This is a genomic window from Desulfamplus magnetovallimortis, from assembly GCF_900170035.1.
Lineage (GTDB): Bacteria > Desulfobacterota > Desulfobacteria > Desulfobacterales > Desulfobacteraceae > Desulfamplus > Desulfamplus magnetovallimortis.
Map to the genome: position 1 here is coordinate 245,170 of NZ_LT828540.1, position 23,826 is coordinate 268,995.

The window sequence follows — 23,826 nt, forward strand, 5'->3', positions numbered from 1 at the left end:
TCCTGATTCAGACAGTGTTGACAAGGCTTACAAGATCATAGGTGTCGACTTTGAGTTTTATATGAAAGTCTCGGTAACAGGCTGTTTTTAAAACAACTTTCATCTCTTCGATTGTGGCGGTCATCAGCCATGTACGTTATATGGAGCCGGTTGAAGATGAAATTTTAATAATCCCAAGCGCGGAAAGAATGGAACTTGCTCTATGAGCAAAGTCTCCAGCCTAAATTATGACAAAGTGATAAAAGCGTTACAAAGAGATGGATAGGTAATCGTTCGTCAACGCGGATCGCATATACGGATACAAAAGCATATTGATGAAGAGATTCTAAAGATAACTATTCCAGCGCACAAACCAATAAGACGTCATATCAAGATTAAATCCGATGCAAATCCCTACGATCCATCATGGGCTGATTACTTTGCCAAACTTTCCAAATCTAAAACTGCCGGGTTCTTAGATGAACTTTATCAATGCTTGAGCCCTGTGCGGTGAAAGTCGCACGCAGGGTTCTTAAGGAGGCTTGGGAGTGGTAAGACTCCCCGGCTATCCGACATTTTTGGGGCTTCACTTTGTTACGCCCCATAAACCGCTGAATTCGTCGTTAAGCTGACCGCCGGCGGTTCCGCTCGCAAGCTCGCTCCACCTCCGTCGGCAGCTTAACTCATCGTTATGTATAAAAAATATTGCTAAAATATATGACTTTGAGCTACTATTAGTTCAAGGAGGACAAAAAAATGGCAACAATAACGGTTGAAATCGATGATTCAAAAGCAGACATTTTAAAAGAGAAAGCCCAAAAACTTGGTCTACTACCAGACCAGTTCGTTGCTGCATCTATCGAAGATTTAATTTCAATACCTGAACCAGAGTTTAACAAGGCATTAGAAAAAGTTTTACGGAAAAATAAAGAACTTTATAAGCGTTTAGCATGATGAGGTATCTTTCTCTAAAAGAAATTTTTACAATTCATAATTCAATAATTTCATCTTCTGGTGGTGCATCAGGAATACGTAATTTAGCATCCCTGAAAGCATCACTTGGTCAACCTCACCAAACATTCGATGGCAACGACTTTTATCTTGATCTTATTTCAAAAGCAAGTATCCTCTGCTACTCAATTGTTATGAACCATCCCTTTGTTGATGGAAATAAAAGAGTTGGCCATGCCGTCATGGAAATTTTTCTAATGCTCAATGATTTTGAAATTGAAGCATCGGTTGATGAACAAGAGAAAATTATGCTTCGTTTAGCCGAAGGTAGTATACACCGTGAAGAGTTTGAAGTTTGGTTAAGAGCAAATATAAAAAAAATCACATAACCAGCCAGTTCACCGGATTGCCATTACGCTGCGCTTCATGGTAACCGGTGACCGACAGCGTTATGTTTCAAAAGACAAAGCCCATCGAAGGAATAAAATGTGAGTGAAGTTAAAGAAAAAATGGATTCAACAACCAGTAATCGCTTAGATGAACTTCTTGCTTATGTGCATCATGTAGGGCAGATCAATCAAAAACCTATTTTCAGAATAGAAGAATATAAACAACTGACTATATGGGAGCATGAGTTAAAAGGGAAAATCGGAATCCAGCATAATATAATTGATAACGATGGTATTTCCGTATGGCTAAGAATCGAACGATTAAAGAGGTTTGCACCACCTTCGATTCCTGAACATATACAAGATTGGATTGCCGTTGAAAATGACCCTGAAAGCAAGCCGCAGATTAAAGATAAAATAATCAAAACACTGACAGAACAAGAAGCCAATAAACTTGTTGCCGAAGGAGTTGTAATTGAGTGCGATGTTACTGATCCGTTAAAAGAAGAAATGTCTGGAACAAAGCTAAAGGATGTAATATTTCGCTTAGAAAATAATCAGCAAATAAAGACAGACATAGACAGTTATCTTAATGAGCAGTGGTTTCCTTGGTCTGAGGAAGAAAAGCCACGTAGGGTTACGATTAAAATATATGACTCATTATTTAGTCTACAGCAAACCATTGAAGCACAAGGTGACGAGCAGCCGATAGAATTAATTTGGGGTATTGGTATAAGTCGGTGGTTATGCGAAGGACACAAAATTAATCATCCATTACTGGAAAAGCCGATTGAAATTGAAGTTGATAGAAAAGATGGCACAATACTGATACATCCTCGAAATAATGAGCCGACTATTGCAGTTGGTGCATATTTCGCATTAAAAAACCCTGGTGTGGATGCCTTGTTGCGTTTTGGGAAAAAACATTTTTCTGAAATGTCAGATAACATCGAATTTTCACCATATATTCACGAAAGTTTTGAGCCAATATTAAGGCAGGCTTCAACTCATCTAAGTGAAAGCGGCACATACTGGCCTGATATAAACCATGACAAAGAAAACCGCGAACCAAACAAGATAAGTGACTCTCTTGAGCTAACAGATAGTTGGGTTTTATTTGCAAGGCCAAGAAGTGCCACTGGATTTATCCAAGATATAGAGAGGTTCCAAAAAGAATTAGAAGAGTCAAAATCCACAGATACTGACATTCCCAATCCGACAAAAAAGCTTGTCACGGAATTATCTGATAAAAAACCGATACAGACGGGTGGTGGGTTTCTATCAGATAGCGGTTCGTCTTCTTCATCTTCAGGTGCATCACAAGCGAAAAAACAAAAAACAGAACTGTTTTTCCCAAAAGCCTTTAATGATTCGCAGGTTCAAATAATAGATAGGCTTGAAGAGAATGACGGTGTAGTGGTTCAGGGGCCGCCCGGTACAGGCAAAACCCACACGATTGCCAATATTATTTGTCATTATCTGGCAACAGGAAGGAGTGTCCTTGTTACTTCAAAAGGGGAGTCTGCCCTATCGGTACTGCAAGACCAAATACCTGATGAATTAAGAGCCTTAACAATTAGCCTTCTGGCAAACGAAAGGCAAGGTATGAAACAGTTAGAAGCAGCAGTTGAGCTTTTGGCTGGATTAGTTAGCCAAACCAGTTTGGGGAAGTTGAATCAAGAAGCAGAGTCCAATGCTTTAAGAGTTAAGCAGCTAAAAAGGGAAATAAATGAAATTGATGAAAAGATTAAAGACTGGGGGTTAAAACAACTAAATCCGGTAGGACAAAAGCTGACCGGTGAAAAAAACGAAATTACTGCGATGGAGTTAGCACGTCTTGTCATAGATGATTCCGGTGCCCATGAATGGTTCACTGATGAACTTGGTTCCTCTGATCGTTTCAGCCCTAAGTTTACTGATTCAGATATAGCGATAATAAGAGCTGCCCGCCGAAAAGTTGGTAAGGATATTTGTTATGTTGGTAAATCCATTCCACAATTACAGGATTTACCGGATAGTGCAAATATAGCAGCTATACATGATGATTTATCCGCATCTGCTAAAATTGCCATGGAATCAAAGAGCGGTCATATACCTCCCCTTGCTGTTTCTGTGGAGAAATCCGTTGACCGAGCCAAGCAACTAATTAAGCCATTAAGGGAGCTTGGCAACCTTCTTGATATATTTCAAGAAAATTCCTGGTTGCAACAACTATTTTATTCATGGATTGAAGGTGCATCGACATCAAATGATGAAAATACATTATTCAACGAGTTACTAATATATTTGGATGAATTAATAGAGCGAAGGCAGATATTTGTTAAGACCCTTGTTGAAATACCCGATCCTTACCATTGCTTTGAAGGTACACAAGCTGCTTTAAGTAACTTGGCAAACAATAAAAGAGCTTTTGGTATATTTTCCTTCGGGAGTAAAGAAGCCAAAACTATTATCGAACGGGCAAAAGTTGAGGGAGAAACTCCGAAGGATGCAGAAACCTGGCAGTTAGTTCTTGATTATGTGACTTATCAAGATGATATTAGAAAATTTATCATTAAATGGAATCATGCCGGACAGGAGCTTGATTTACCAGAATTTGTATATCAGTACGGCAGCTTGTATAAGGATATTCAGGCCGTTCAAAAGACTATTTCTAATGCAAAACACCTTGCAGGCGAGTGGCACTCCATTAGTCATGAAATTGGTGAGCTATTCCCACATGGAATAGATCTATCCAAAATTATAGTAAGTAAATTGGAAATAGATAAGGCAATTAAGGCTATTGAGTTTAATACCTCTCGCATTAGCCTCGGTGCTCAACGTATCAAGCTACAAGATTTAATGGAAAAACTAAAAAAATCTGATGGAGATATTGCGAATAGTATAAGTGATTTTGTAAATACCGCTATCGGTAATCCTGAATATTCATCGGACAAAATTATTCAACATTGGCAAGAGTTGGGTTCAGAATTAAACAGAATAAATGAATTAATAGTACATTTGAATGACATTGAAAGAATTGCAGAGTCAATATCTGAGTCAGGGGCACCTATTTGGGGAAGTAAACTTAAATCAGAACCGTTATTAGAAGAAGACGATGCACTTACACCGGCAGATTGGTATGAAACATGGAGATGGAACCAGCGTAAGCAATATTTACATGAAATTGACGGGCGTGAACATCACAAGAAACTTTCTCAAAAAAGGGCGAGATTAGACAATGATTTGAAACGGACGTTTTCCAAGCTTGTACGGATAAAAACAAACATTGGTTTACATATGAGCATGACCGAGCGCGTCCAAGGTGCTTTGATGCGTTTTGTATCTTCTGTCGCTAAGATTGGTAAAGGTACTGGAAAGAGAGCACCGAGGCATCGAAGAGATGCCTATAGGGCAATGCAGGATTGCTACAGTGGTGTTCCATGTTGGATTATGCCCACCTGGAGAGTGAGTGAAAGTTTGCCGTCTGACTTTGGTTCGTTTGACTTGGTGATAATTGACGAGGCATCTCAATCCGACATTACAGCATTGCCTGCTATTTTAAGGGCAAAAAAACTATTGATTGTGGGTGATGATAAACAGGTTAGCCCAACAGCTGCTTTTCTTGCCGAGGAAAAGATATTACAACTAAAACATAATTTTCTTCGAGAGCAGCCATTTGCAGAACTGCTACTGCCTGGAATTTCTGTATATGATCTTGCCAATGCTGTTTTTCCTGGTCAGCGGATCATGTTAACTGAGCATTTTCGATGTGTTGAACCAATTATTCGGTTCAGTATGCAATTCTATAATGAGCCTCTAATACCACTAAGGATACCAAAATCATCTGAGAAACTAACGCCGCCCCTGGTTGATGTATATGTCAAAGGCGGTCAGCGTGATGATAGAAGTAAGATTAACGAAGTAGAAGCAGAGGGAATCATATCTGAGATAAAAGCAGTTGTGGCAAACCCTAAGTATAAAGGACGCAGCATCGGCGTTATTTCTCTAATAGGAGCACAACAAGCAAAGTACATACAGGACCAGTTACTTATTGAGTTAGGAGAAGACATTTTTCAAGAATATAAAATAGCCTGTGGCGATGCTGCCACTTTCCAAGGTAAGGAGCGTGATATTGTATTTTTATCTATGGTTGTCGGCTCCCGTCAAGGTGCAGTAATGAGTAAAAGAGATGCTGAACAAAGAATGAATGTGGCCTTGTCCAGAGCAAGAGATCGAATGTATCTTTATAGAAGCATTCAGGAATCTGACCTTAGTAATGAATCAGATTTACGCTTAAAAATTCTTAGGCACTTTTCTTCCCCTATGCCACAACTCAAGCAAGTAGATAATCCCATTGACTTATGTGATTCAGATTTTGAAAGAGATGTTTATAAACGCCTTACTGCAAAAGGGTATAACGTTGTACCGCAAGTAAAGGTAGGAGCATTTTCAATTGACTTGGTTGTTGAGGGAGAAAATGATCAAAGGTTAGCAATTGAATTAGATGGCGACAAATACCATCCTCCTGAGCAGTGGATGAATGATTGGAAACGGCAACGTACTATGGAAAGAGTTGGCTGGCAATTTTGGAGATGTTGGGGTTCAAGCTACACAATAGACCCTGAAGGATGTATAGATGATTTAATCAATGTGCTTAACAATATGCAAATAGTTCCATGTGAAATAAGCAGCGGAGCAAATATTTATACTGAACAACGAATATATGAAAAACAACTTGAAATTGAAAATGATGATCTTGATTTTGAGTTGGTACCAAATTGAACGAAAACATAACAATAGCATACACGCAGGCTTCCAAAAGCGGCGCGGCTTTCGCTGCGCTACAGCCACACCACTTTTGGAAGCCGGTGATGCTAGGCGTTATGTTTCTGATAAGAAAAAGGGGTGGACTATGAGTTGGAGAACCGGAACAGAAATGTTTTATGAAATACTTCCGATTATAAGGAATCATATACAGGACGATGAAACAAGAAATGACTTCTTAACAGATTAAATAATTTTTTTTTATAATATGACATAGACCCATGTGACATTCGAGAAATAGATGATGAGATTACAGCTATAGCCGAAGAAATCGATCCATAAATATTAAAAAAAAAATCAATGCAAATTTGTTAAAGAAAATCGGCTAATTACAACTAAAACCAATTAAAGGAAGTCATTTAGAATGAAAATATACTTTGATGTTTGTTGCCTCAATCGTCCATATGATGATCAAACACAAGATAGGATTCATTTGGAAACTGAGGCTATAATGACTATACTAAAGCATATAGAATTAAAAGAATGGTATTGGATTTCCAGCGGTGTTGTCAACTATGAAATCAGTAAAATATCTGATGAAGAGAAAAAATGCCGTTTGCAGTCTTTAGTTCGCTGGGCAACTGAGTTTGTCTCCGTTGAACAAGACACTTATAATAAGGCGAAAGAAATACAACAACTTGAAATCAAAGCATATGATGCATTACATATTGCTTGTGCTGAGCAAGGAGATGCTGATATATTTTTATCAACAGATGACAAACTAATAAAAGCATCAAAAAGAAACAAAGAGGCCATAAACATAGAAGTAGAAAACCCTCTAACGTGGTTACAGAAAGTGATATGATTATGAATATACAAATTATGACACAACAACAGATAAGAATAGCAGGAATTGAAATATTAAGTCAGCATATGGGTATTACCGGGATGATTCGTTTTCTTCAACAGACGGAAATAGGATACGGAGATTATACAAAAGAAAGAGAAAGGTTGCTTGGAGATCCAACATTGGAAGAGTTGGTGGCTGATATTCAAGCAAGTGAATACAATAAAAAAACATAACAAGACGTTCCACCAGGTGCGACCTTAAGTCACTGATATTATTGTTAATTAATGCAAATTAACCTGCCGTATCACCGGCAGTTTCTTACCTTGGCATGCATTACTGGTAACGGTTTTGTGTGAAGCCCAGGGGACAATGGAGTCCTTAGCCGATCGAAGCCCAGTTGGGAGATAATCCTCTGGTTAGAGATGAAGAACTTTGTCTTCACAAAACAGGTAGAGAATGTCTCAGATGTATGAAAGTCTGCCCAGTTCGTGCTGTAACCTTGAAAGGAATAGAACGCCATCGTTGTGATATGCGTATTCAGGTCAACCGTAAAAGATTCGCATCCAGACCTAATATGGCAGATGATATTGAGGTCTGCGCGAAGTGTATTGCCGGTATGCCGTGCAGTCTTTAGTCACCTTTGTCAAATGAAACTAAAAAATGATTCGATATGTATTATAAGTCATATGATAAAAAATTCAGTGGACGCAAAAAGCCACGCCGATGATTTTAGCGTTCGCCCTCAATAACATTACAATTTTTTTACATTCTGGAATGATGAAATGATTACTTGCTTTTTTGATAACTATGATCCAACAAAAGACTATACACATGCACAAATTGTCAATGGCCAAATAAAAATGACAGAAGGGCGAACAAGGCGCTGGAGAGGGGTGCGACCTTAAATCAGTGGAACAGGGTAAGCCCAATTGTCTCCATTTAAGTATGGAAAGCAAGCCGTAAGGTGACCCGATAGATGAGTGGATAAAGGAGGTCGGAGAAAGCAAATGCCATTCTGTCATGGAGTGGATAGAGGGATATCCCTTATCAGGAAAGTGAGCAGACTTCCGGCAAGTGTTGAATATCGGGAAAGAGTTGGAATGATCTTAATCATGAGGAAGGGAGTATATATAGTATTATGAAACTTACTGAACAGGAAGCTAGGAAATTCTTTAATTTGATGTGGGCATTACAGTACTTTGTAAATAAGAAGCTCGCGATTATTCCTGATATAAAAAGTGTTGATGAGTATGCCGAATGCAATACTGAAGAAAAAATAGAGGTACGTAAAGCTCTTTATAAAGATAAAAAATACTTTGATATGTTTGTTAAGGAGAATCCTCAAAACTTTTCTGAAGAAGATCTGTCTGTTATACGCGAATGGAAGAATTTTATTGACGGGGATTTTCATATCGAACGGTTTTTGAAGAAATATACTGTTTTTATCAGAGGAGATCAGGTTTACGGAGTTATGGGACTTTATCAAGGGGTGGATGAGTTGATTCATTCTTCCCATCTGCCCCTTTATGTAAAAACTGTTCTTTTGCCATATAAAGGCAAGATTGTATATGACGGACTTTTTCAAAGCTATAATATCTATTTTGGCGGAGGGATAAAGAGGGAGTTAAAGGAATCTTATATGATTGCCAAACAGAATAACAGGATAATTGAAACCCTTGAATACTCCCCAAAAACAACTAAGAAAAAGGAAGCTGCCAAACCCGTCAAAAACTGGAAACCAGAACTGGACAGACTCGCCAAAATTGCAAAAAACCTGAGAGGCAGCTCTGACTCTCCTGCTATTTACAGTCCGGCATTCGGTTTGATAAAGGCAAGTATAGAATTTGCCCGACTTGCGGAATCTGATTTAGATGATCAAGATAGTCTTTATAAGTCTTTGAAAAAAGTAGAGAGTGCATTAAAGAAGTCATATAAAGTACTTGATCGTCAGGAGTCCTGGTAATTTGTTAAAGACAAAAGGCGGTGGATTCAATGGTTGTTTGAATCCACACTACGTTATGGGTTGACCATCCATCACCATGGTGCTTTAAAAATCCGGCCGGTGAATGGTCATTTCCATATTTTGCCTGAGGTTTTAATTTTTTGCTTTTACAAGCACCTGTGCATTTTCAGGTGACATCAGATTTACATTTCCATTTTCAAATATTAAAACATGGTGGCAGTATTGAAAAATTTCAGGGCGGTGAGAGATAATAATCACTATGAGATTGTTTTTCATTTTCAGAATATCCGATAGAATTGCACGCTCGGTTTTCATATCCAACTCACTTGTGGCCTCATCTAAAATGAGCACAGCAAGGGGCCTTATAAGAGCCCTGGCTATGGCAACGCGTTTTTTTTCACCACCTGATAAAAAACATCCGCTTTCTCCTACCACTGTCTGATTTCCAGACGGAAATCGTTTTATCATCTCTTCACACCCGGAACAGCGTATGGCATGTTCAATCTCTTCAGGTGTTGCATTTGCGTTGCCATGCAAAATATTATTTAGAATTGTATCATCAAATAGTTGTGCATCCTGGGAGACGATTCCGATTTTTGAAAACCATTCTTCCATATTGAGTTCATTAAGGTCAATCCCCTGAATTAGGATTTTTCCTGCTGAACAGGGATAGAAACCTGTCAGAAGGTTTAAAAGTGTGGTCTTTCCGGAGCCGCTTTTTCCGGCAATGCCAACAATTTCTCCAGTTTTAAATGCAATATTTAAATCTTTAAAAATATTGTGTCTGCCATCAAAGGTAAAATTTACCCCTTCAAATTTAATAGTTTCAATTTTTTCAGGAAGTTCAACAGGGTTTTTATTTACATCAATGCAGAAAGAGTGAAGCCGCAAAATTCGCTTTATTGCAGCAAATGACTGCTGCATCATTATCATGGAATTTGACATTGATTTTAGAGGCTTCATAAGACCAACACCTGCCGCAAGGCAGCCTGCAATATCTTCAGGGGTTGTACTGCCGTTTTGTAACTGATTATACGCAAGTATCACCATCACACAGATGGAAGTTGTGGACAAAAGATCTGATATGGGGGCAGCAATTGCGTTAAGCAAGGTAGCCCGCATTCGGGCATCAATCATTGATTTGCCCTTTTTGTTAAGCTCGTTAACCTGATTTCTTAACATTGTCAGGTATTTAATCTGACGGATATTTATAAGAGCCTCAACAATGAACCCCTGAAGCCTTGCCTGGCTCTCCATGTAGTGAAATTCAGCTTTTCTTGATAATCTGCTGATTCTGGATACAAAAATACTTAAAAATGGAAAAAGAATGCATACTGTGGAGGCAATTAATGGGTTGAAGTAAAACATGGTTACTGTCAAGAATAACAATGTGGCTGGTATTTGCCACAGAGCTAAAAAAAGTTCTATTACTCCTGCGCTGGCAAACTTTACATCATTGAGTAAACTGTTGGAAAGGTGGCCGGTTTTACTGGCATTATGAAAGGAGATGGGACTTTGTATAACCTTTTCAAAAAGATTGACTCGCATGTCATGGGCAATAGAGATATGAATTCTGGTCATGATATATCGGTTTACAACAGTTAAAATTCCTTTGATCAGCATGAGCAATAATGCGATAAACGCCCAGAATAATACGGTTTCTAAGGTCATTGAGATTGACAGATCCTTTACAAGTTTATTGAGCATCCATGCCAGTACTCCTCCCATAGCAGCCAGGATAAGAGAGGTTATAAAAGCTAATATCAAATTAATCCTGTAGGCTCTTGCATATGACCATAAAAATTTCAGTGAATCACGGTCAAAAAACAGTTTTGTTCTCTTCTGATAAGCTCCCATTAAAATATCTTTCTTTTTTTATTTCTTTACCGTGGAAATGGATACAAATTTCTATATTTGGGGGTGACTGCATCGCAGTCATGCCCGTTTACCGTGAAAATGAATATCATTTTTATATTTGGGGGTGATTGATACATAATCAATCATGGCTATTTAGCATGATAATAAAAGTATCTATCTGGGTAAATGATTTCAGAATAATTACAGTTTGATCTTCATCACAAATAACATCAATTGCACTTTTTAATTGGGGAAGCCAGTAATAGTGGAGATGCCAGGGCATTATCAGCATTTTTTTTATCCTTGAAAGCTCTCTTTTTATCTCCGGCAGCTCTTTTTTAGAAGTTGAACGACTTGAATGGTTGCCATGCAGTTTTTTGTTTTGACTGAAAAGTTTTCTTTGATTGATTAAAAGTTTTCTTTGCTTGAAAAGATCAGATAGATATCGTTTTATTACAATGTAATAATGGAAAAAAAGAGGGTGCGAGATAATAATAATTGTATCGGCAAATTTAAGACGCAAAATAATAGTTGACCATGCCCCTACACCTTCAATTATCCACGAAGGTTTTAAGAGAATTTCATCCTGAATTGCCAACTGTTCTTTTTCAGAAAAGCCTTTATTTCCATCTGAAGACTTAAAAAGATCGTCCAGGTGGTACGCTTTAATATTTAGGAGATGAGATAATTTTTTTGATAAGGTAGATTTACCTCCGCCAGCATTGCCGAGCACTGCAATTTTTTTCATACTCATTTTAAATATTAACCTTTTGCTTCTTGGCTTTAACGCCCTTTGGGTGGACTTTTCCCTAATCTCTTGATTTTGCAGGCGATAAAACAAAAATTCCTATACTATCAACTTATTTAATAGTGCCATAAACATAGTTTTTCAGTCAGGCATTGATTGTTTTCAGTATCTGGCTTTTTTTGATCATCCATGAGCCAAGGCTTGCAGGATCATCTCCTGTGAATAATTTATAAGAGTTTGTAATGTCGGCAATTGAGATCAAGCGGTACATTGCATCTGCATCGGTTTTCTGATCACAGCAGAATCCGTGGGATTTAATAAGTTTCTCAAGAATTTTATTGCTCTTTAACGGTTTCAGCAAAGGGCCTTTTTTTGAAATCTCCGGAAAAAAGATGTAATTAATTTCGGTTTTATTCTGCCAGCAGGATTCGCCATAAACAGCTTCTGGATCAACTGTCTTTTTCAACTGATTTTTTCTGCTTAAAGCTTCCAGGGGCATCTCTTTTAATTCATCAAAAAAAGCATACGTATCCTCTGTTATATTGAGCCTTTCAGGTACCCCATGTGCAATTACGCTGTTCTCTTTTAACTCAATAAGAGTTAAATCATCTCCTAAAAGCCTTGCTCCATGACGAACCAATGATAATGCTGTTGTTGTTTTACCATGACCGCTCTCTCCAATAATTAGGGCACCTGTCCCATCCGGATAACACACAGCAGCACTGTGAAGCAATGTATATCCGTAACTGTTAAGAATTTCTCTGAAAAGGATAGTTATAAGTGGTGTGTATATGCCGCCATGGGGCTCCCGGGAAGAGATGGTGATGAAATCAATAGAGTTGTCGTTACGATTTAATAGTGCGCAAAAAAGAGTCTGATTCTCTTTTACTACGGCTGCCAACTGATGAGTTTTGTAAAATAATCTTGGCTGAATGGAAAAATCGCAAGAAATTATCTCCGTCTGAAGCCACTCAGGAAGTATTGATATTTCTTGTGAAAACAGGCATTTAATCTTCACAAAAATGTTTTCGGAATTCTCCTCTAAGGAATTTGTTTTTGTAAGATTAAGTGCTCTTTGAATAATGGAAAAAGATAACAGATTTTCTTCAGAAGAGAGTGCAATCTGCATTTTTGGAAAATAGCAATGGCATGAGTTCATTATTTGGCATCCTTCATATCATGCAAAAAGTACTTTACACTTTCCGGAACAGTCTCCAAGAAAAATGGGCATTGTGTTCAGGAAAGTGTAAATAATCAAATGAAAGATGCCCATTATTTTTTTGATTTTTGATTGAGCTCAGTTGATACATTCTGCCTTTGCCGGCCCTTTGTAAAAGTTACGTTTTGGGTTCCTGTGATTTTGTACCGGAAAACAGCTTTAAAGAAAGGCATGTTTCATATCTCTTCCAAAGTAGTTTACACTTTGCTGAGTAAGGCCCTCGAAAACAGGGTTTGTTGCTCTTGAAAATGTAAAGCGGAAAATGAAGCATGCCTAAAGAAAAATGAGAAATGGCCGGCAAAGGTATTGGCGGGCAATAAGATGATGAATTTTTTACCAAATGTATGTGTAGGTATAATAGTAGTAATAATAGGTTGTACTGACATGATTCAAAGGAGATTTGCTTTCACATTTTGGTGGCTCATACATCTTTTTTTCTTTTAAAACATTCTCTTTTTTAACATTTTTTTCATCTAATAACTCTTTTTGCTTCATAGTCTCCTCCAGTGGATTAAAAGGATTAAATGTTACTTCAAAAGCCCCCTTTGGGCAATATCATGAACAAAATTTTGAACATCTTTTAAAGCGTGATCAAAATCAACCTCAAAGGATTCGGTGATAGAAGTTGCAATATCACTTGTATTCTGGTTATCCACAAGTGCCAGCCAGATAAGCCGTCCTACCTCATTAAACATATGGTAGTCGCCGTTCTTAGAATTGAGGACAACCAGTTCACCGTTGAGATCTCTCCATGTAAGGTCATTATTTATGCAAAGTTTTTTTCCCAACTTTTCCCTCATTTTTCAATTTTTGGATTTATTCCGTCAGTCCAATACCGGATACCGTTGTAACCAGCCCCCAAATCCACAGGAAACATGATAAATGGATCTCTTTTCTCTTTAAAAGGTTCATCATTTAAAGTAAGCCAGCAATGACCTCTTCTTTTACGGGTTTGCTGGTGCGTAAAAAGACCGATATTCATTACTGCGGGAATGCCCTCTTTTCGGAGCAGATTACCCATGATATAAGATCTGAAAAAACATTTTCTGCCTGTATGTAAAGTGAAGAATTTTGTGAAAAAATCAGCACATTTGAGAATGCTTCCAATTTCTTTGTCGGTTAATATCTTATGCGATTTGATTTCAGGAAAAAGTACAGAGCTCATCTGGTTTGAAATTTTGATAAACCACGCCTGGACAAGATATAAAAAACCAAATGCAAAAATTTTAATTCGCCAGCATATTGATCTTACATTCATAAATTGTCAATTAATTTGATAACCGTTTTTTAACTTCAGAAACAAAGGACTCAAGTCCTTTATCCATAGTGTTCATCCATGCCTTAGTGCCGGCAGCCTGGGTGTGAAGTTTAACATATCCCCTGACTGTATCTCCGTTTTCAAAAGAGGGGATGTCACCTTTAATTTTCACTTTTGCTTCAAACTCAAGAGATATTGTCCAGAAACCAGGTGTTACCCATGCCCAGAACTGTTCAATATCAGCTTTGACTGGTACGGCGTTTTTTTGTTTATCTGTTTCAGATTTATCATCAATAACATAATAGCCTGATTCCCTGAAAGATTTTACCAGGGCATCCTTTACTAATTGTTCGACTGTGTTGCCTTCAGGCAGAAGTATATCACCAAGTGCCTTACCGTATCCGTTTCTTTTTCGGGCTATTGCACGTAAAGTAATTTCCTTGTTATCAATTTCGCCACCTTTCAGAGATGGAATAGAAGCTTGTCTGGGAGCTTTTTCAAACACACGTATATCATTAACCTCGGATATTGTTATTATTTTTGTTGATGCAGGGTTTGGTGCTTCATTGATCTGTACATCCAAAATACCTCGGTTTGTTGCACATCCACTTACAAGAATCATTATGAATAGTAGAGCTGATGCAAAAACAAAATGGCGAATGTTGCAATTGAATTTCATTTAAAAAAACTCCTTTACCTTCAAAATTGTTTTTATTTATGGGGGTGGGCAATAGACAATCATCTCCATCTATCTGATACGATATTAATTGTCAATTATTATTTGTTTGAATCGTATTTATATTTTATATAACGTATGTGGCTAATGTCCGCCACAATCGAAGAGTTGAAAGTCGTTTTAAAAACAGCCACTTACTGAGACTTTCATAAAAATGTATGTGGCTAATGTCCGCCACAATCGAAGAGTTGAAAGTCTTTATAAAAACAGCCATTTGCGGGGACTTTCTTATAACCCCCCAAGTTTGCTGACGCATCACAACGAAACATGAAAGTGTTTGTATATCAGCATGTTATGGAGACTTTCTAATAAAAGTATTCAATTATATTCAGGATAATGAAGTTTAAGGCACTCAGGGCATAAACCATGACTTATGTCAGCTTCACTGTTCAAATAAATATATTCATCAACACCAATCCATTCACCATTGGGATTTCTTATTTTTTTACAAAATGAACACAAAGGTAGTATGCCCCGCAGTGTTTTCACCTCTTCAAGGCTTTTTTTGAGCTTTTCATTGATTGTTTTCAGCTCCTCTGCCTGGATTTCAAGCATTTTTTTCTGGTTCTGGAGATCTAAATGTATTTTGACACGTGCCAGGACAAGTTCAGGCAATATGGGTTTACGAATAAAGTCAACAGCACCCATTGCAAGTCCTTTTTTCTCAACATCCTGTTCTGTGAGAGCTGTCAGAAAAATTACCGGAACGTGTGATATTTCAGGCGTATTTTTTATTTGCGAGATAACTTCGTAGCCATCCATTTCAGGCATCATTATGTCCAGAAGAACAAGAGCCGGTGGTTCCTTAAAAATCTGTTTTAGTCCTTCAATACCACTTATTGCAACACGGACATCATAAGAATTCTCAAGGATACAGCCGATCATTGTAAGATTTGAGGGTGTATCATCAATTATCAGTATTGTTTGTTGCTTGTCGATCATAATATTTTTCATTGATTTTTTTACCGTGAAAATGGATACAAATTTTCATATTCGGAGGTGGCTGAGTCACAGCCATGTCCGTTTACCGTGAAAATGGATACAAATTTTATTTTCGGGGGTGGCTGAGTCACAACCATGTCCGTTTACCGTGAAAATGACTATTATTTTTATACTTGGGGGTAATTAATACACAAGCATGAGTGTTTACTCAAGATTTGTAAGTTAAAACCAGCCACGACATATTGTGTTAAGTACTTTACACTTTTTTGGGGGGAATACCATAAAAAACGTAATTTGATTTCAAAAAAATCTAAAGTGGTCATGAAGCATGCCGAACAATTACTTATTTTCGGCAGGTTCTGAGAAAAGGCAGCTAAGAAGTAGCATTCCGTCTTCAAAGCTTTTTGAGACCTTGAAGGGGAGTTTATTAAAAAGTTGAATCATACCCTTGTTTGTCGGTGAGGTATAAGCAACAAGCCCTTTTATTCCATTTTCATAAGCTGCCTCAGCAAGTTTATCTTGCAGGATTTTTGCAATTCCTGCCCCCTGCCACTCCCTTGAGACAGAAAAGGCTATTTCAGCCATATTAACCGCAGGATTTCTAAGATACTCTCCCACAGCGATGATCTTTTCAAAGCCCATTTCTCCAACAGCCGCTAAAATGGTAAGGTCATTGACATAATCAATTTCAAAGGTTGCATCTATCTGATCATGGACAAAACTTGTTTTTTCATGGAAAAACCTTGAAATTACATCTTTTTTATCCATGTTGTAGTAATGTTCCTGTATTGATCTTTCATCAACAGGCCGTGCAGGTCTGAAAGTCACAGGAACGCCCTTGATATTTATGATCTCTTCAAGTTTCAGTGGATAAACCCCGTGGATGGACTCCTTAAGTTTTCTGCCGATGTCAATGAAATCAAGCTCTTTTGCCTTTTGAAACAGCTCATCCCTGAAATCAGGGTGTGCAATGCTGATAAGAGCCAAAGCTCTCTCCTGAATGCTTTTTCCGAAAAGATTGACAGCTCCGTACTCTGTCACCACAAACTGAACATCACCCCTTGGCACCACAACAGCCGTGTTCTCAAGAAAGGGAACAATTCTGCTGAGTCTTCCATTGTCCCTTGTTGATGTCAGCATGAGTATTGATTTGCCGCCCTTTGACATGGTGGCTCCCCTTATAAAATCAAGCATTCCGTTGACCCCGGAGAAGTTGTTGTAGGGCAGGGCATCGGCAGCAACCTGTCCTGTCAGATCAATCTCCATAGCAGTATTTATGGAGGTCATGGAGTTGTGTTGAGATATGATTCTGGGGTCATTTACATAGTCAGAAGGGTGAAATTCAATGGCAGGGTTGTCATCCATGAACTCATAAAGAAGGGAGGAGCCAACAGCACTGCTGGCAACAAGTTTACCATCATTCAATCCCTTTTTCATGTTGTTAACAACACCCATGGAGACAAGCCTCATGATTCCATCAGAAAGGTACTGGGTATGGATGCCAAGATCGTTTTTTTCAGAAAGGCAAAGCAGAGTGGCTCTCGTGGTTGCGCCAAGTGTTGTCTGAAGGGTTGCTCCGTCATTGATAAGCCTTGACATATGCTTTGCAATGGTGTTTGCAGTCTCAATATCCGGCATCTCCTTTTTTATCAGAAGCGGTTCTTCATGCTCCACAATATAATCAACATCATTGACATGAACAAAACTTCTTCCAAGTACCCTTGGCATACACTGGTTTACCTGGGCAATGACAACATCGGCAGACTCGGCAGCAGCTTTTGTAATATCAACTGAAACCCCAAGGCTCATCCAGCCAAAATCATCCGGAGGGGATACCTGAATCAGGGCAACATTGATGGGAAGCATACGTGTCTTGAAAAGCCTCGGAACCTGTGACAGGTTTATGGGGGTTATAAAACGGGCATTTTTACTAAGGCTTCTGTTCTTTGCAGAGCCAAGGTAAAATGATCTGATATTGAACTGCTGGGAGTGTGTTCTGTTGGCAATCAATGTCAGAGGAGCGCTGTCGAGACACAGAAGTCTTACAATTTCAAGATCTGTAAAGCGGGAGGATATTTCAGAAAGGGATTTGACAAGATGTTGGGGTTCTCCACAGGAAGAGCTTATATATACCCTTTGCCCTGGCTTTACATCCTTTAATGCTTCTTTTGCGGCTCTAAGCTTTTCAATGTAGCTGTCTGCCCAGTAGAGTGATTTGGTCATGATTTTGCTCTCTTGATTAAAGTAAATTTTATTAGAAAATCTCCATAACATACTGATATGTAAAGATTTTAAAGAGTCGTTGTAATGCCCTCGCAATCATGAGGGTTTTATTAGAATGTCTCCATAACATGCTGATATAAAACGACTTTCATGTTTTGTTGAGATGCCTCAGCAAACATGTGGGTTTATTTAAAATTACAGGTTACTTTAAAATGAATTCCGTCATCCTGAAGATTATAATCTGCCTCTTCATCAGCATCTTCAATTGCATAGCCATAGTAAATTTCTGCATTAAACATTGTGCCTGTCCAGACAAGGCCAAGGCCGGTAGAGAGAAGGGTATTATCCTCGGAATTTTTTGTTCTTCCAAAGTGCTCCCTGTCCCATGCACTTCCATAATCCACAAAAGGCACCATTTGGAGAAGATAGTTTCCTTTACCGCTGTTTTTGTTTTCAATATCAGTGCTTTCCCATACAGGAATGCGCCACTCTAAGGAGAGGCGGTAGCCGTTGTCTCCTATGTGCTCATTTTCTCTATAGCCTCTCACACTTGAAGCACCTCCCACGGAGAATTGCTCCATTGATGGCAGGCGGTCATCTGCAATCTGAAGATCTCCGCTTAATATAATCTGGCCTGCCTTTTCCCCAAGGCGTCTTCCATATTGAATCTGCCCAAGCCATGAAAGAAATAGACCATCCGGCAATGATTCTGAATGGACAGTAGGATCAAACATATCAACCCCTATATTAAAAGTTGAACGCAATGCAAAAATCTGCTCGGAGCTTCTCTCCTGAAATGATTGAATTAAACGGATAACAGTGGCACGATTCTTTCCGTTGTAATCTCCTTCTGAAAAAGCAAATGGGTCGTCTCCGTGCATTGACATGAAGGTCTGGCTCTCCTCTTTTTTCAGGGACAACCCCACCTTGAAATTGCGGCTTAAGCTCCTGTAAAGGGGATGCATTAAAGATATCTCCATGCTATCCAGTTCACTTCTGATGCCAAGTTCTTTCATGGAATTGGTAATAAGATCGTTTTCGCTTGATGTATAGCTCAAGGTCAACATAGTATCCTGTGGGGTCAAAGGGAGCGAAAAAGCTGCATCAATCTCCTGTGTACCCTCTGTAAAACCGACATTAAGAGCAAGAGTGTCGCCGAATCCTGTTATATTTCTGATTGTATTGTTAACTGAAACAGTATCAGAGCCAAGATTGGGAGATGAGTGATTATCAATACTCATGTTTATTTCATATGGTAACGCCCTTGTTAGATCAATCTCAAGCAGAGCATCGCCAGCTTTTGGCCCGGGAAGAATTTTTCCATCCATGCGTTCAACAAGGGGATCCTGGAGGAGCATCTGAAAATACTCCTGCAATTTCAAAGTATTAAATGGGGTTTGTGCATCAGGCCAGATTCTTTTTTTAATATATTCAGGCCATAGCCTTTTATTGCCTTTAATGGTAATCTCATCAAGCCTGGCTTCAATTACAAGATATTCTACAACTCCGTTAGTCACCTTTTGCCTCTGCTTTATCAAAGCTCCCGAATTGACATAACCGTGGTCAACATAGAATCGGGTCAAGCGATATCGGATCTCTTCAAGGTCAGCTATTGTGACGCTGGTATTAAAAAAGGATTGCACCTCTTTTTTTAGTTCCTCAGTTGAGAATACTGTGTTGCCTTCAATTGTGATATCGGACAATAAAAAAGATACTCCGCCTGCTGGAATTTTTTCTTTGGGTGGGGCAACAGGAGGTAGTGTAAAATTTTTTTCCTGTTTTTCAGGAAGATAGTCAGGAATATCAGAAAGTACCTTGGATGACGGTTTGTTTAAATCGTGGATTATCCTGGATGAAGAATCCGTTGAATCAAGGGATGGTCTTTCCTGTGAAATTGTTTCTGTGGAAAAACATAAACAACAGAAAAACAGAGTACAGTATAAAAACGGGACAGCATACCTGAATAGTCGTTGAATAAAGTATCTTTTAATCATGAATATTTAAAATCCTCCTGATAAGCTTTGTTTTTAAAAAACGTTAAATATTGATAAATTTTGTTCACGAATATGGGGTTTGATTCTAACGTCTGCCTCCTACAAAAATGGCTGAAAAAAGAATCGAGCCCTGAATATGGAAAATTTTTTATGATAAATCGGCATGCTTCATTTCCCAGTTTACACTTTCCTAATAGAAAACTCTGAATGGCGGGAACCTCTCACAAAAAAGTGTAAAGTACTTTTAGAGTCAAATGAAGGGTGCCGATAAATCTTTGTAATAGTTATTATTCATTTATAATTACAAAAGGTTCAAGGCGTCTTCTGTCAAGAAATATACTTGATGGTTCTTCCGGCCACTGGGGGTGCAACCCTTTGTTTTCATATATAAGTGAACTGGCATCCTGGCTTCCAAGCATAAGGCACAGGTCAGTTGCAAGATTAACATTTTCAGCAAGTTCTGTGGATATATTGGCAACAGCACCGCTCATATCAAGCTTAGGGGCATCGTTTATATTGATATCTCCTTTTCTGCCTCCGGGTGCTGCGGCCTGTATGGCATTTAGAAGGGGATCGTTCTCATAATCTTCCCGTTCAGGATTGTCGAGGCTCAGGGGTTTGTAGTTTTTATCAATTATAATACCTTTTATATCAAGATTTATATCCCCGCCACTTGCATTCGAAGCCGCTGTATTTGCCTGTATGACCCCATGCTTCATGACAAGATAATGTGCAGAATCACCATCTTGAATGCCTTTGAGTGTAATATCACCCCCGTTTCCGTTGCCTTCACTGTCATTTACAGAGGTTGTTATAAGGCCATCGTGCAGAAGTATGTTGTTGGCTCTTATTGTAATGTCTCCACCGTGGGCAGAGTATGCAGAAGTGTTAACGCTGCTGTTGTTTTTTAGCACAATATTTTTTGCATTAATGTCGATGGGGGAAGCAGGGGCATTGACTTTGCTTTCTGAAGTCACCATTGAATTTTCGTCAAGGGAAAGGATGTCTGTTTCAATGGTAAGTTTCGACTTGTTTGACAGATCATCATCAAAATATTTGTCGGCGAGGTTCTGGTAACTGCCAATGCTGATTTCTGATTCGTTTGAAAGTTCAATCTGTTTTGAAGTGATATCTATACTGCCGGCAGGGCCTTCTGATCTGTAATCTGCAACACTCTGAATATCACTTAAAGAATCTATGGTAATTTTTTCAGCCTTTATTGTTATATTACCGGCTTTTCCGATGGAGAAAGTATCGCTTCCAATATAAGCATGGTCAGTCATTGCAATGAGCCCTGACACATTTATGTTAATTGTTCCTGCATCTCCTTGTGATCCCAGATATGCCTGGTTGAAAATACCTGAAGTGCTTCCTTTACCGTCAATACTTAAGTTTTTAGCCGAAATTGCTATGCTGCCTGAATTACCTTCGGAGTTATTTTCGCAAGAGCTCGCAATTCCAGTCCAAGAATAACTTCCCTGATCATCAATTAATATGTCCCCTGCATTGATAATAACATCACCAGCGTGGCCTTTTGAATAGGTATAGGTTGAAATTTCTGCACCATTAATAATTTCGAGTATATCATATACTGATATTTCAACAGTACCTGCATTGCCTTCAGAACTTGTTGTGCTACGGCTTGTTACACCTGTTAGGGCTTCGTTGCCCTGCTTATCAATAAACATATTACCTGCATTAACGAAAACATCCCCAGCGTTGCCTTTTGAATATGTAGAACTTGTAATTTCCCCGCCATTAATAACATTAAGCATATCATTTACATATATTTGAACATTTCCGCCATTGCCTTCGGCGTTTGGCTCACATGCGCTTGCAATACCCGTCCATGAAGAGCTTTCCTGGTCATCAATTATCATGTTACCTGCATTGACAAAAACATTGCCAGCGTCACCCTTTGAATATGTAGAACTTGTAATTTGCCCGCCATTAACGACATTAAGCATATCATTTACATATATTTGAACATTTCCGCCATTGCCTTCGGCATTTGGTTCACATGCGCTTGCAATACCTGTCCATGAATCACTTTCCTGTTTATCAATTATCATGTTACCTGCATCAACAACAACATCTCCAGCGTTGCCTTTTGAATATGTAGAACTTATAATTAATGCACCATTTAGAACTTGAATCATACCATTGGCTGATATTGCAACATTTCCAGCATCACCCAATGACCATGTATTGCTTGAAATTTCTCCGGAATCACTAATTTCAAGATCTCCTGAAAGAATAATACTTACACTTCCTCCGCTGGCCTGACTGTTTTCAGTGGCTGCATCGCTTGAAATTCCAGTATAATATCCCTTTCCGTCAATTTTCAGGTTTTCAGCATTAATGGATATACTGCCAGCATCATCATCAGAGTAGGAATCAGTGGAAATGCGTCCTTTTGATTTTATCTCAATAATATCTTTGGCGGTTATCTGTACAGTTCCTGCGCTACCTTTACTTCTCTCCTCATTTGCTTGGCTGTAGATGCCTGTACTTTGTCCCAGGCCATCTATTAATATGCTGCCTGAAGATATGGAAATTTTGCCTGCATCTCCCTCTGACCAGGAGTTTGTTGAAATCTTAGCGCCATTTATAAGATTGAGAGAATCGTTCAAGGTTATATCAATACTTCCTGCGTTACCGCTTAATATTGAGTTTGCATCACATGCTATTCCAGTGAAAGAGTCGTTGTTTTTATCATTTATTGTTATGTTTTTAGCATTAATGATAACTTTCCCTGCACCACCTTCACCTGATGTGTCACAAACTATCTGCCCGCCATCCATTACGTCAATTCCGTGTGAGGCAGTAATTGTAATTGTACCGGCATTTCCGCTTGAACCATCGTTGGTTGTACTGTAAATCCCTGCATAATCCCCCTGACCGTCAATATTTATACTGTCGGCTGATATGGCTATGTCACCGGAGTTTTGATCTGCAAGTGTGGTGCATGAAATATTTGAACCGTTTAAAACATCAAGCGAGCCTTTAAGAGATATTTCAATGCCTCCTGTGGAGTTCAAATCCCCTTTGTTATCAGACTCCATTGTGCTGTTGATGATTTCCGCATTTCCCGCAGCAATTGAAACAGTTCCTCCACCGTTGCCGCTGACATTTATTTCAGCACTATTCATATGAAGATCGCCTGAATAGTTGTTTGTTACTTCGCTATTTGCAGAAGCAACTGTTGCTCCTGAATCAAAGTCCATGGTGCCGGCTTTTGTGCCAATGGCTTTGATTTTTAAAACGCCATTTTCGGATGTTATTGAAGGAGTGCTCTCTTCTGACGGCTGAATGGCAATATCCCCGGCAGATATGGAGATTGTAGATTCCGGTTTGAATTCAAGAACAGTACCGTTGATTTCAATGGATGCTGACTGTTGTCCCAGAAAACCAAATGACTCAGGGGCTGCCTGGGTCAATGTGCTTGTTTCTCCAGGTGATGCACTGAAAACAGAACCATCATCAAAAACAAGGGAATCAGCGGTACTCACATGAAATGCCGCAGGGACATCAACCGTTGCATGGGGGCCAAAAACAATGCCTGATGGATTTATAAAGAAGAAATCTGCCTGCCCGATTTGCGATCTAAGCAGACCATCAATGGTGGAAACTTCGCCGCCTGTTACCCGTGATATTACATTTGATATGTTATTGTCTCCTGTAAATGTGGCACTCTGATTTTCTGATATGGAAAAGGTTTTAAAACTGTGGAAGAGGTTGCTGCCGGAGAGAGTTCCAAGGGATTGGGGAATTTCAAAATCAGGGCCGGAAAGGGCAGTTGAGGGGCCGGTTGTGCCGTCTGTTGCAATCTCAGCATTAACAAAATCAACAAAGGGTGTTAGGCTCAGGAGAAAAAGGGATAAAAAGAGAAATATTTTTATTGTAAAACCAGGTAAAAAAGAGAGAGCTTCTCTTTTCCAAAACATGTAAAACGCTAATTTTTGCATTTT

At 38.9% G+C, this 23,826-nt stretch carries 18 protein-coding genes; 7 read left to right on the plus strand and 11 right to left on the minus strand.

Annotated elements, in window-relative coordinates; translation table 11 throughout:
* The first annotated feature begins 735 nt into the window (after positions 1-735).
* The 7 genes from MTBBW1_RS01015 to MTBBW1_RS01040 all read left to right on the plus strand — a co-directional run bounded on the left by MTBBW1_RS01015 (position 736) and on the right by MTBBW1_RS01040 (position 8,878).
* A complete protein-coding gene (locus MTBBW1_RS01015; RefSeq protein WP_080797878.1) occupies positions 736-933 on the plus strand; it encodes a DNA-binding protein in 198 nt (65 codons plus the stop codon).
* Entirely contained in the window at positions 930-1,319 is a 390-nt protein-coding gene (locus MTBBW1_RS01020; protein ID WP_186441015.1) for a type II toxin-antitoxin system death-on-curing family toxin, read from the plus strand. Before MTBBW1_RS01015 ends, MTBBW1_RS01020 begins: the two co-directional genes overlap by 4 nt.
* Positions 1,320-1,418: 99 nt before the next feature.
* Positions 1,419-6,083: an AAA domain-containing protein gene (locus MTBBW1_RS01025; protein WP_080797882.1), complete on the plus strand. Its 4,665-nt coding sequence runs from the start codon at positions 1,419-1,421 to the stop codon at positions 6,081-6,083.
* A 406-nt stretch (positions 6,084-6,489) separates the two neighbouring features.
* On the plus strand, positions 6,490-6,930 hold the full coding sequence (locus MTBBW1_RS01030; RefSeq protein WP_080797886.1) for a PIN domain-containing protein: 441 nt from the start codon (positions 6,490-6,492) through the stop codon (positions 6,928-6,930).
* 2 nt (positions 6,931-6,932) lie between these two features.
* The gene (locus MTBBW1_RS01035) at positions 6,933-7,148 is read left to right on the plus strand and encodes a hypothetical protein (protein ID WP_139786612.1); all 216 of its coding nucleotides are present in this window, start codon (positions 6,933-6,935) and stop codon (positions 7,146-7,148) included.
* Between the two features lie 236 nt (positions 7,149-7,384).
* Complete coding sequence (locus MTBBW1_RS28065; protein ID WP_186441016.1) at positions 7,385-7,549, plus strand: hypothetical protein; 165 nt, start codon at positions 7,385-7,387, stop codon at positions 7,547-7,549.
* Between the two features lie 504 nt (positions 7,550-8,053).
* Positions 8,054-8,878: a hypothetical protein gene (locus tag MTBBW1_RS01040; RefSeq protein ID WP_080797893.1), complete on the plus strand. Its 825-nt coding sequence runs from the start codon at positions 8,054-8,056 to the stop codon at positions 8,876-8,878.
* Positions 8,879-9,010: 132 nt separating this feature from the next.
* On the opposite strand, the gene MTBBW1_RS01045 is transcribed toward MTBBW1_RS01040, so the two are convergent.
* From MTBBW1_RS01045 to MTBBW1_RS01090, 11 genes are all read right to left on the minus strand, one after another.
* Positions 9,011-10,735 (minus strand): ABC transporter ATP-binding protein, encoded by a 1,725-nt coding sequence (locus tag MTBBW1_RS01045; RefSeq protein WP_080797896.1) that lies wholly within the window; start codon positions 10,733-10,735, stop codon positions 9,011-9,013.
* A gap of 139 nt (positions 10,736-10,874) precedes the next feature.
* Positions 10,875-11,489 (minus strand): P-loop NTPase family protein, encoded by a 615-nt coding sequence (locus MTBBW1_RS01050; RefSeq protein ID WP_080797900.1) that lies wholly within the window; start codon positions 11,487-11,489, stop codon positions 10,875-10,877.
* Between the two features lie 139 nt (positions 11,490-11,628).
* The gene (locus MTBBW1_RS01055) at positions 11,629-12,642 is read right to left on the minus strand and encodes an HPr kinase/phosphorylase (protein ID WP_080797903.1); all 1,014 of its coding nucleotides are present in this window, start codon (positions 12,640-12,642) and stop codon (positions 11,629-11,631) included.
* A 393-nt stretch (positions 12,643-13,035) separates the two neighbouring features.
* On the minus strand, positions 13,036-13,197 hold the full coding sequence (locus tag MTBBW1_RS28070) for a hypothetical protein (protein WP_186441017.1): 162 nt from the start codon (positions 13,195-13,197) through the stop codon (positions 13,036-13,038).
* A gap of 32 nt (positions 13,198-13,229) precedes the next feature.
* On the minus strand, positions 13,230-13,490 hold the full coding sequence (locus MTBBW1_RS01060) for a PqqD family protein (RefSeq protein ID WP_186441018.1): 261 nt from the start codon (positions 13,488-13,490) through the stop codon (positions 13,230-13,232).
* 8 nt (positions 13,491-13,498) lie between these two features.
* Positions 13,499-13,960 (minus strand): lasso peptide biosynthesis protein, encoded by a 462-nt coding sequence (locus tag MTBBW1_RS01065; RefSeq protein WP_080797909.1) that lies wholly within the window; start codon positions 13,958-13,960, stop codon positions 13,499-13,501.
* Between the two features lie 10 nt (positions 13,961-13,970).
* Entirely contained in the window at positions 13,971-14,639 is a 669-nt protein-coding gene (locus tag MTBBW1_RS01070) for a hypothetical protein (protein WP_080797912.1), read from the minus strand.
* Positions 14,640-15,014: 375 nt separating this feature from the next.
* Complete coding sequence (locus MTBBW1_RS01075) at positions 15,015-15,650, minus strand: response regulator (RefSeq protein ID WP_080797915.1); 636 nt, start codon at positions 15,648-15,650, stop codon at positions 15,015-15,017.
* Positions 15,651-15,977: 327 nt separating this feature from the next.
* On the minus strand, positions 15,978-17,861 hold the full coding sequence (locus tag MTBBW1_RS01080) for a bifunctional acetyl-CoA hydrolase/transferase family protein/GNAT family N-acetyltransferase (protein WP_080797918.1): 1,884 nt from the start codon (positions 17,859-17,861) through the stop codon (positions 15,978-15,980).
* Between the two features lie 185 nt (positions 17,862-18,046).
* Positions 18,047-19,855, minus strand: coding sequence for a ShlB/FhaC/HecB family hemolysin secretion/activation protein (locus MTBBW1_RS01085; RefSeq protein ID WP_080797922.1), 1,809 nt, complete (start codon positions 19,853-19,855; stop codon positions 18,047-18,049).
* 287 nt (positions 19,856-20,142) lie between these two features.
* Positions 20,143-23,823: a two-partner secretion domain-containing protein gene (locus tag MTBBW1_RS01090; protein WP_080797925.1), complete on the minus strand. Its 3,681-nt coding sequence runs from the start codon at positions 23,821-23,823 to the stop codon at positions 20,143-20,145.
* Between the last annotated feature and the right edge of the window lie 3 nt (positions 23,824-23,826).

Excerpts from the sequence above, each read along its gene's own strand:
- MTBBW1_RS01085 (WP_080797922.1), bottom strand. The coding sequence starts at position 19,855 with ATGATTAAAAGATACTTTATTCAACGACTATTCAGGTATGCTGTCCCG.
- MTBBW1_RS01050 (WP_080797900.1), bottom strand. The coding sequence starts at position 11,489 with ATGAGTATGAAAAAAATTGCAGTGCTCGGCAATGCTGGCGGAGGTAAA.
- MTBBW1_RS01040 (WP_080797893.1), top strand. The coding sequence starts at position 8,054 with ATGAAACTTACTGAACAGGAAGCTAGGAAATTCTTTAATTTGATGTGG.
- MTBBW1_RS01045 (WP_080797896.1), bottom strand. The coding sequence starts at position 10,735 with ATGGGAGCTTATCAGAAGAGAACAAAACTGTTTTTTGACCGTGATTCA.
- MTBBW1_RS01080 (WP_080797918.1), bottom strand. The coding sequence starts at position 17,861 with ATGACCAAATCACTCTACTGGGCAGACAGCTACATTGAAAAGCTTAGA.
- MTBBW1_RS01015 (WP_080797878.1), top strand. The coding sequence starts at position 736 with ATGGCAACAATAACGGTTGAAATCGATGATTCAAAAGCAGACATTTTA.
- MTBBW1_RS01070 (WP_080797912.1), bottom strand. The coding sequence starts at position 14,639 with ATGAAATTCAATTGCAACATTCGCCATTTTGTTTTTGCATCAGCTCTA.
- MTBBW1_RS01035 (WP_139786612.1), top strand. The coding sequence starts at position 6,933 with ATGAATATACAAATTATGACACAACAACAGATAAGAATAGCAGGAATT.
- MTBBW1_RS01055 (WP_080797903.1), bottom strand. The coding sequence starts at position 12,642 with ATGAACTCATGCCATTGCTATTTTCCAAAAATGCAGATTGCACTCTCT.
- MTBBW1_RS01030 (WP_080797886.1), top strand. The coding sequence starts at position 6,490 with ATGAAAATATACTTTGATGTTTGTTGCCTCAATCGTCCATATGATGAT.
- MTBBW1_RS28065 (WP_186441016.1), top strand. The coding sequence starts at position 7,385 with ATGAAAGTCTGCCCAGTTCGTGCTGTAACCTTGAAAGGAATAGAACGC.
- MTBBW1_RS28070 (WP_186441017.1), bottom strand. The coding sequence starts at position 13,197 with ATGAAGCAAAAAGAGTTATTAGATGAAAAAAATGTTAAAAAAGAGAAT.
- MTBBW1_RS01075 (WP_080797915.1), bottom strand. The coding sequence starts at position 15,650 with ATGAAAAATATTATGATCGACAAGCAACAAACAATACTGATAATTGAT.
- MTBBW1_RS01020 (WP_186441015.1), top strand. The coding sequence starts at position 930 with ATGATGAGGTATCTTTCTCTAAAAGAAATTTTTACAATTCATAATTCA.
- MTBBW1_RS01090 (WP_080797925.1), bottom strand. The coding sequence starts at position 23,823 with ATGCAAAAATTAGCGTTTTACATGTTTTGGAAAAGAGAAGCTCTCTCT.
- MTBBW1_RS01065 (WP_080797909.1), bottom strand. The coding sequence starts at position 13,960 with ATGAATGTAAGATCAATATGCTGGCGAATTAAAATTTTTGCATTTGGT.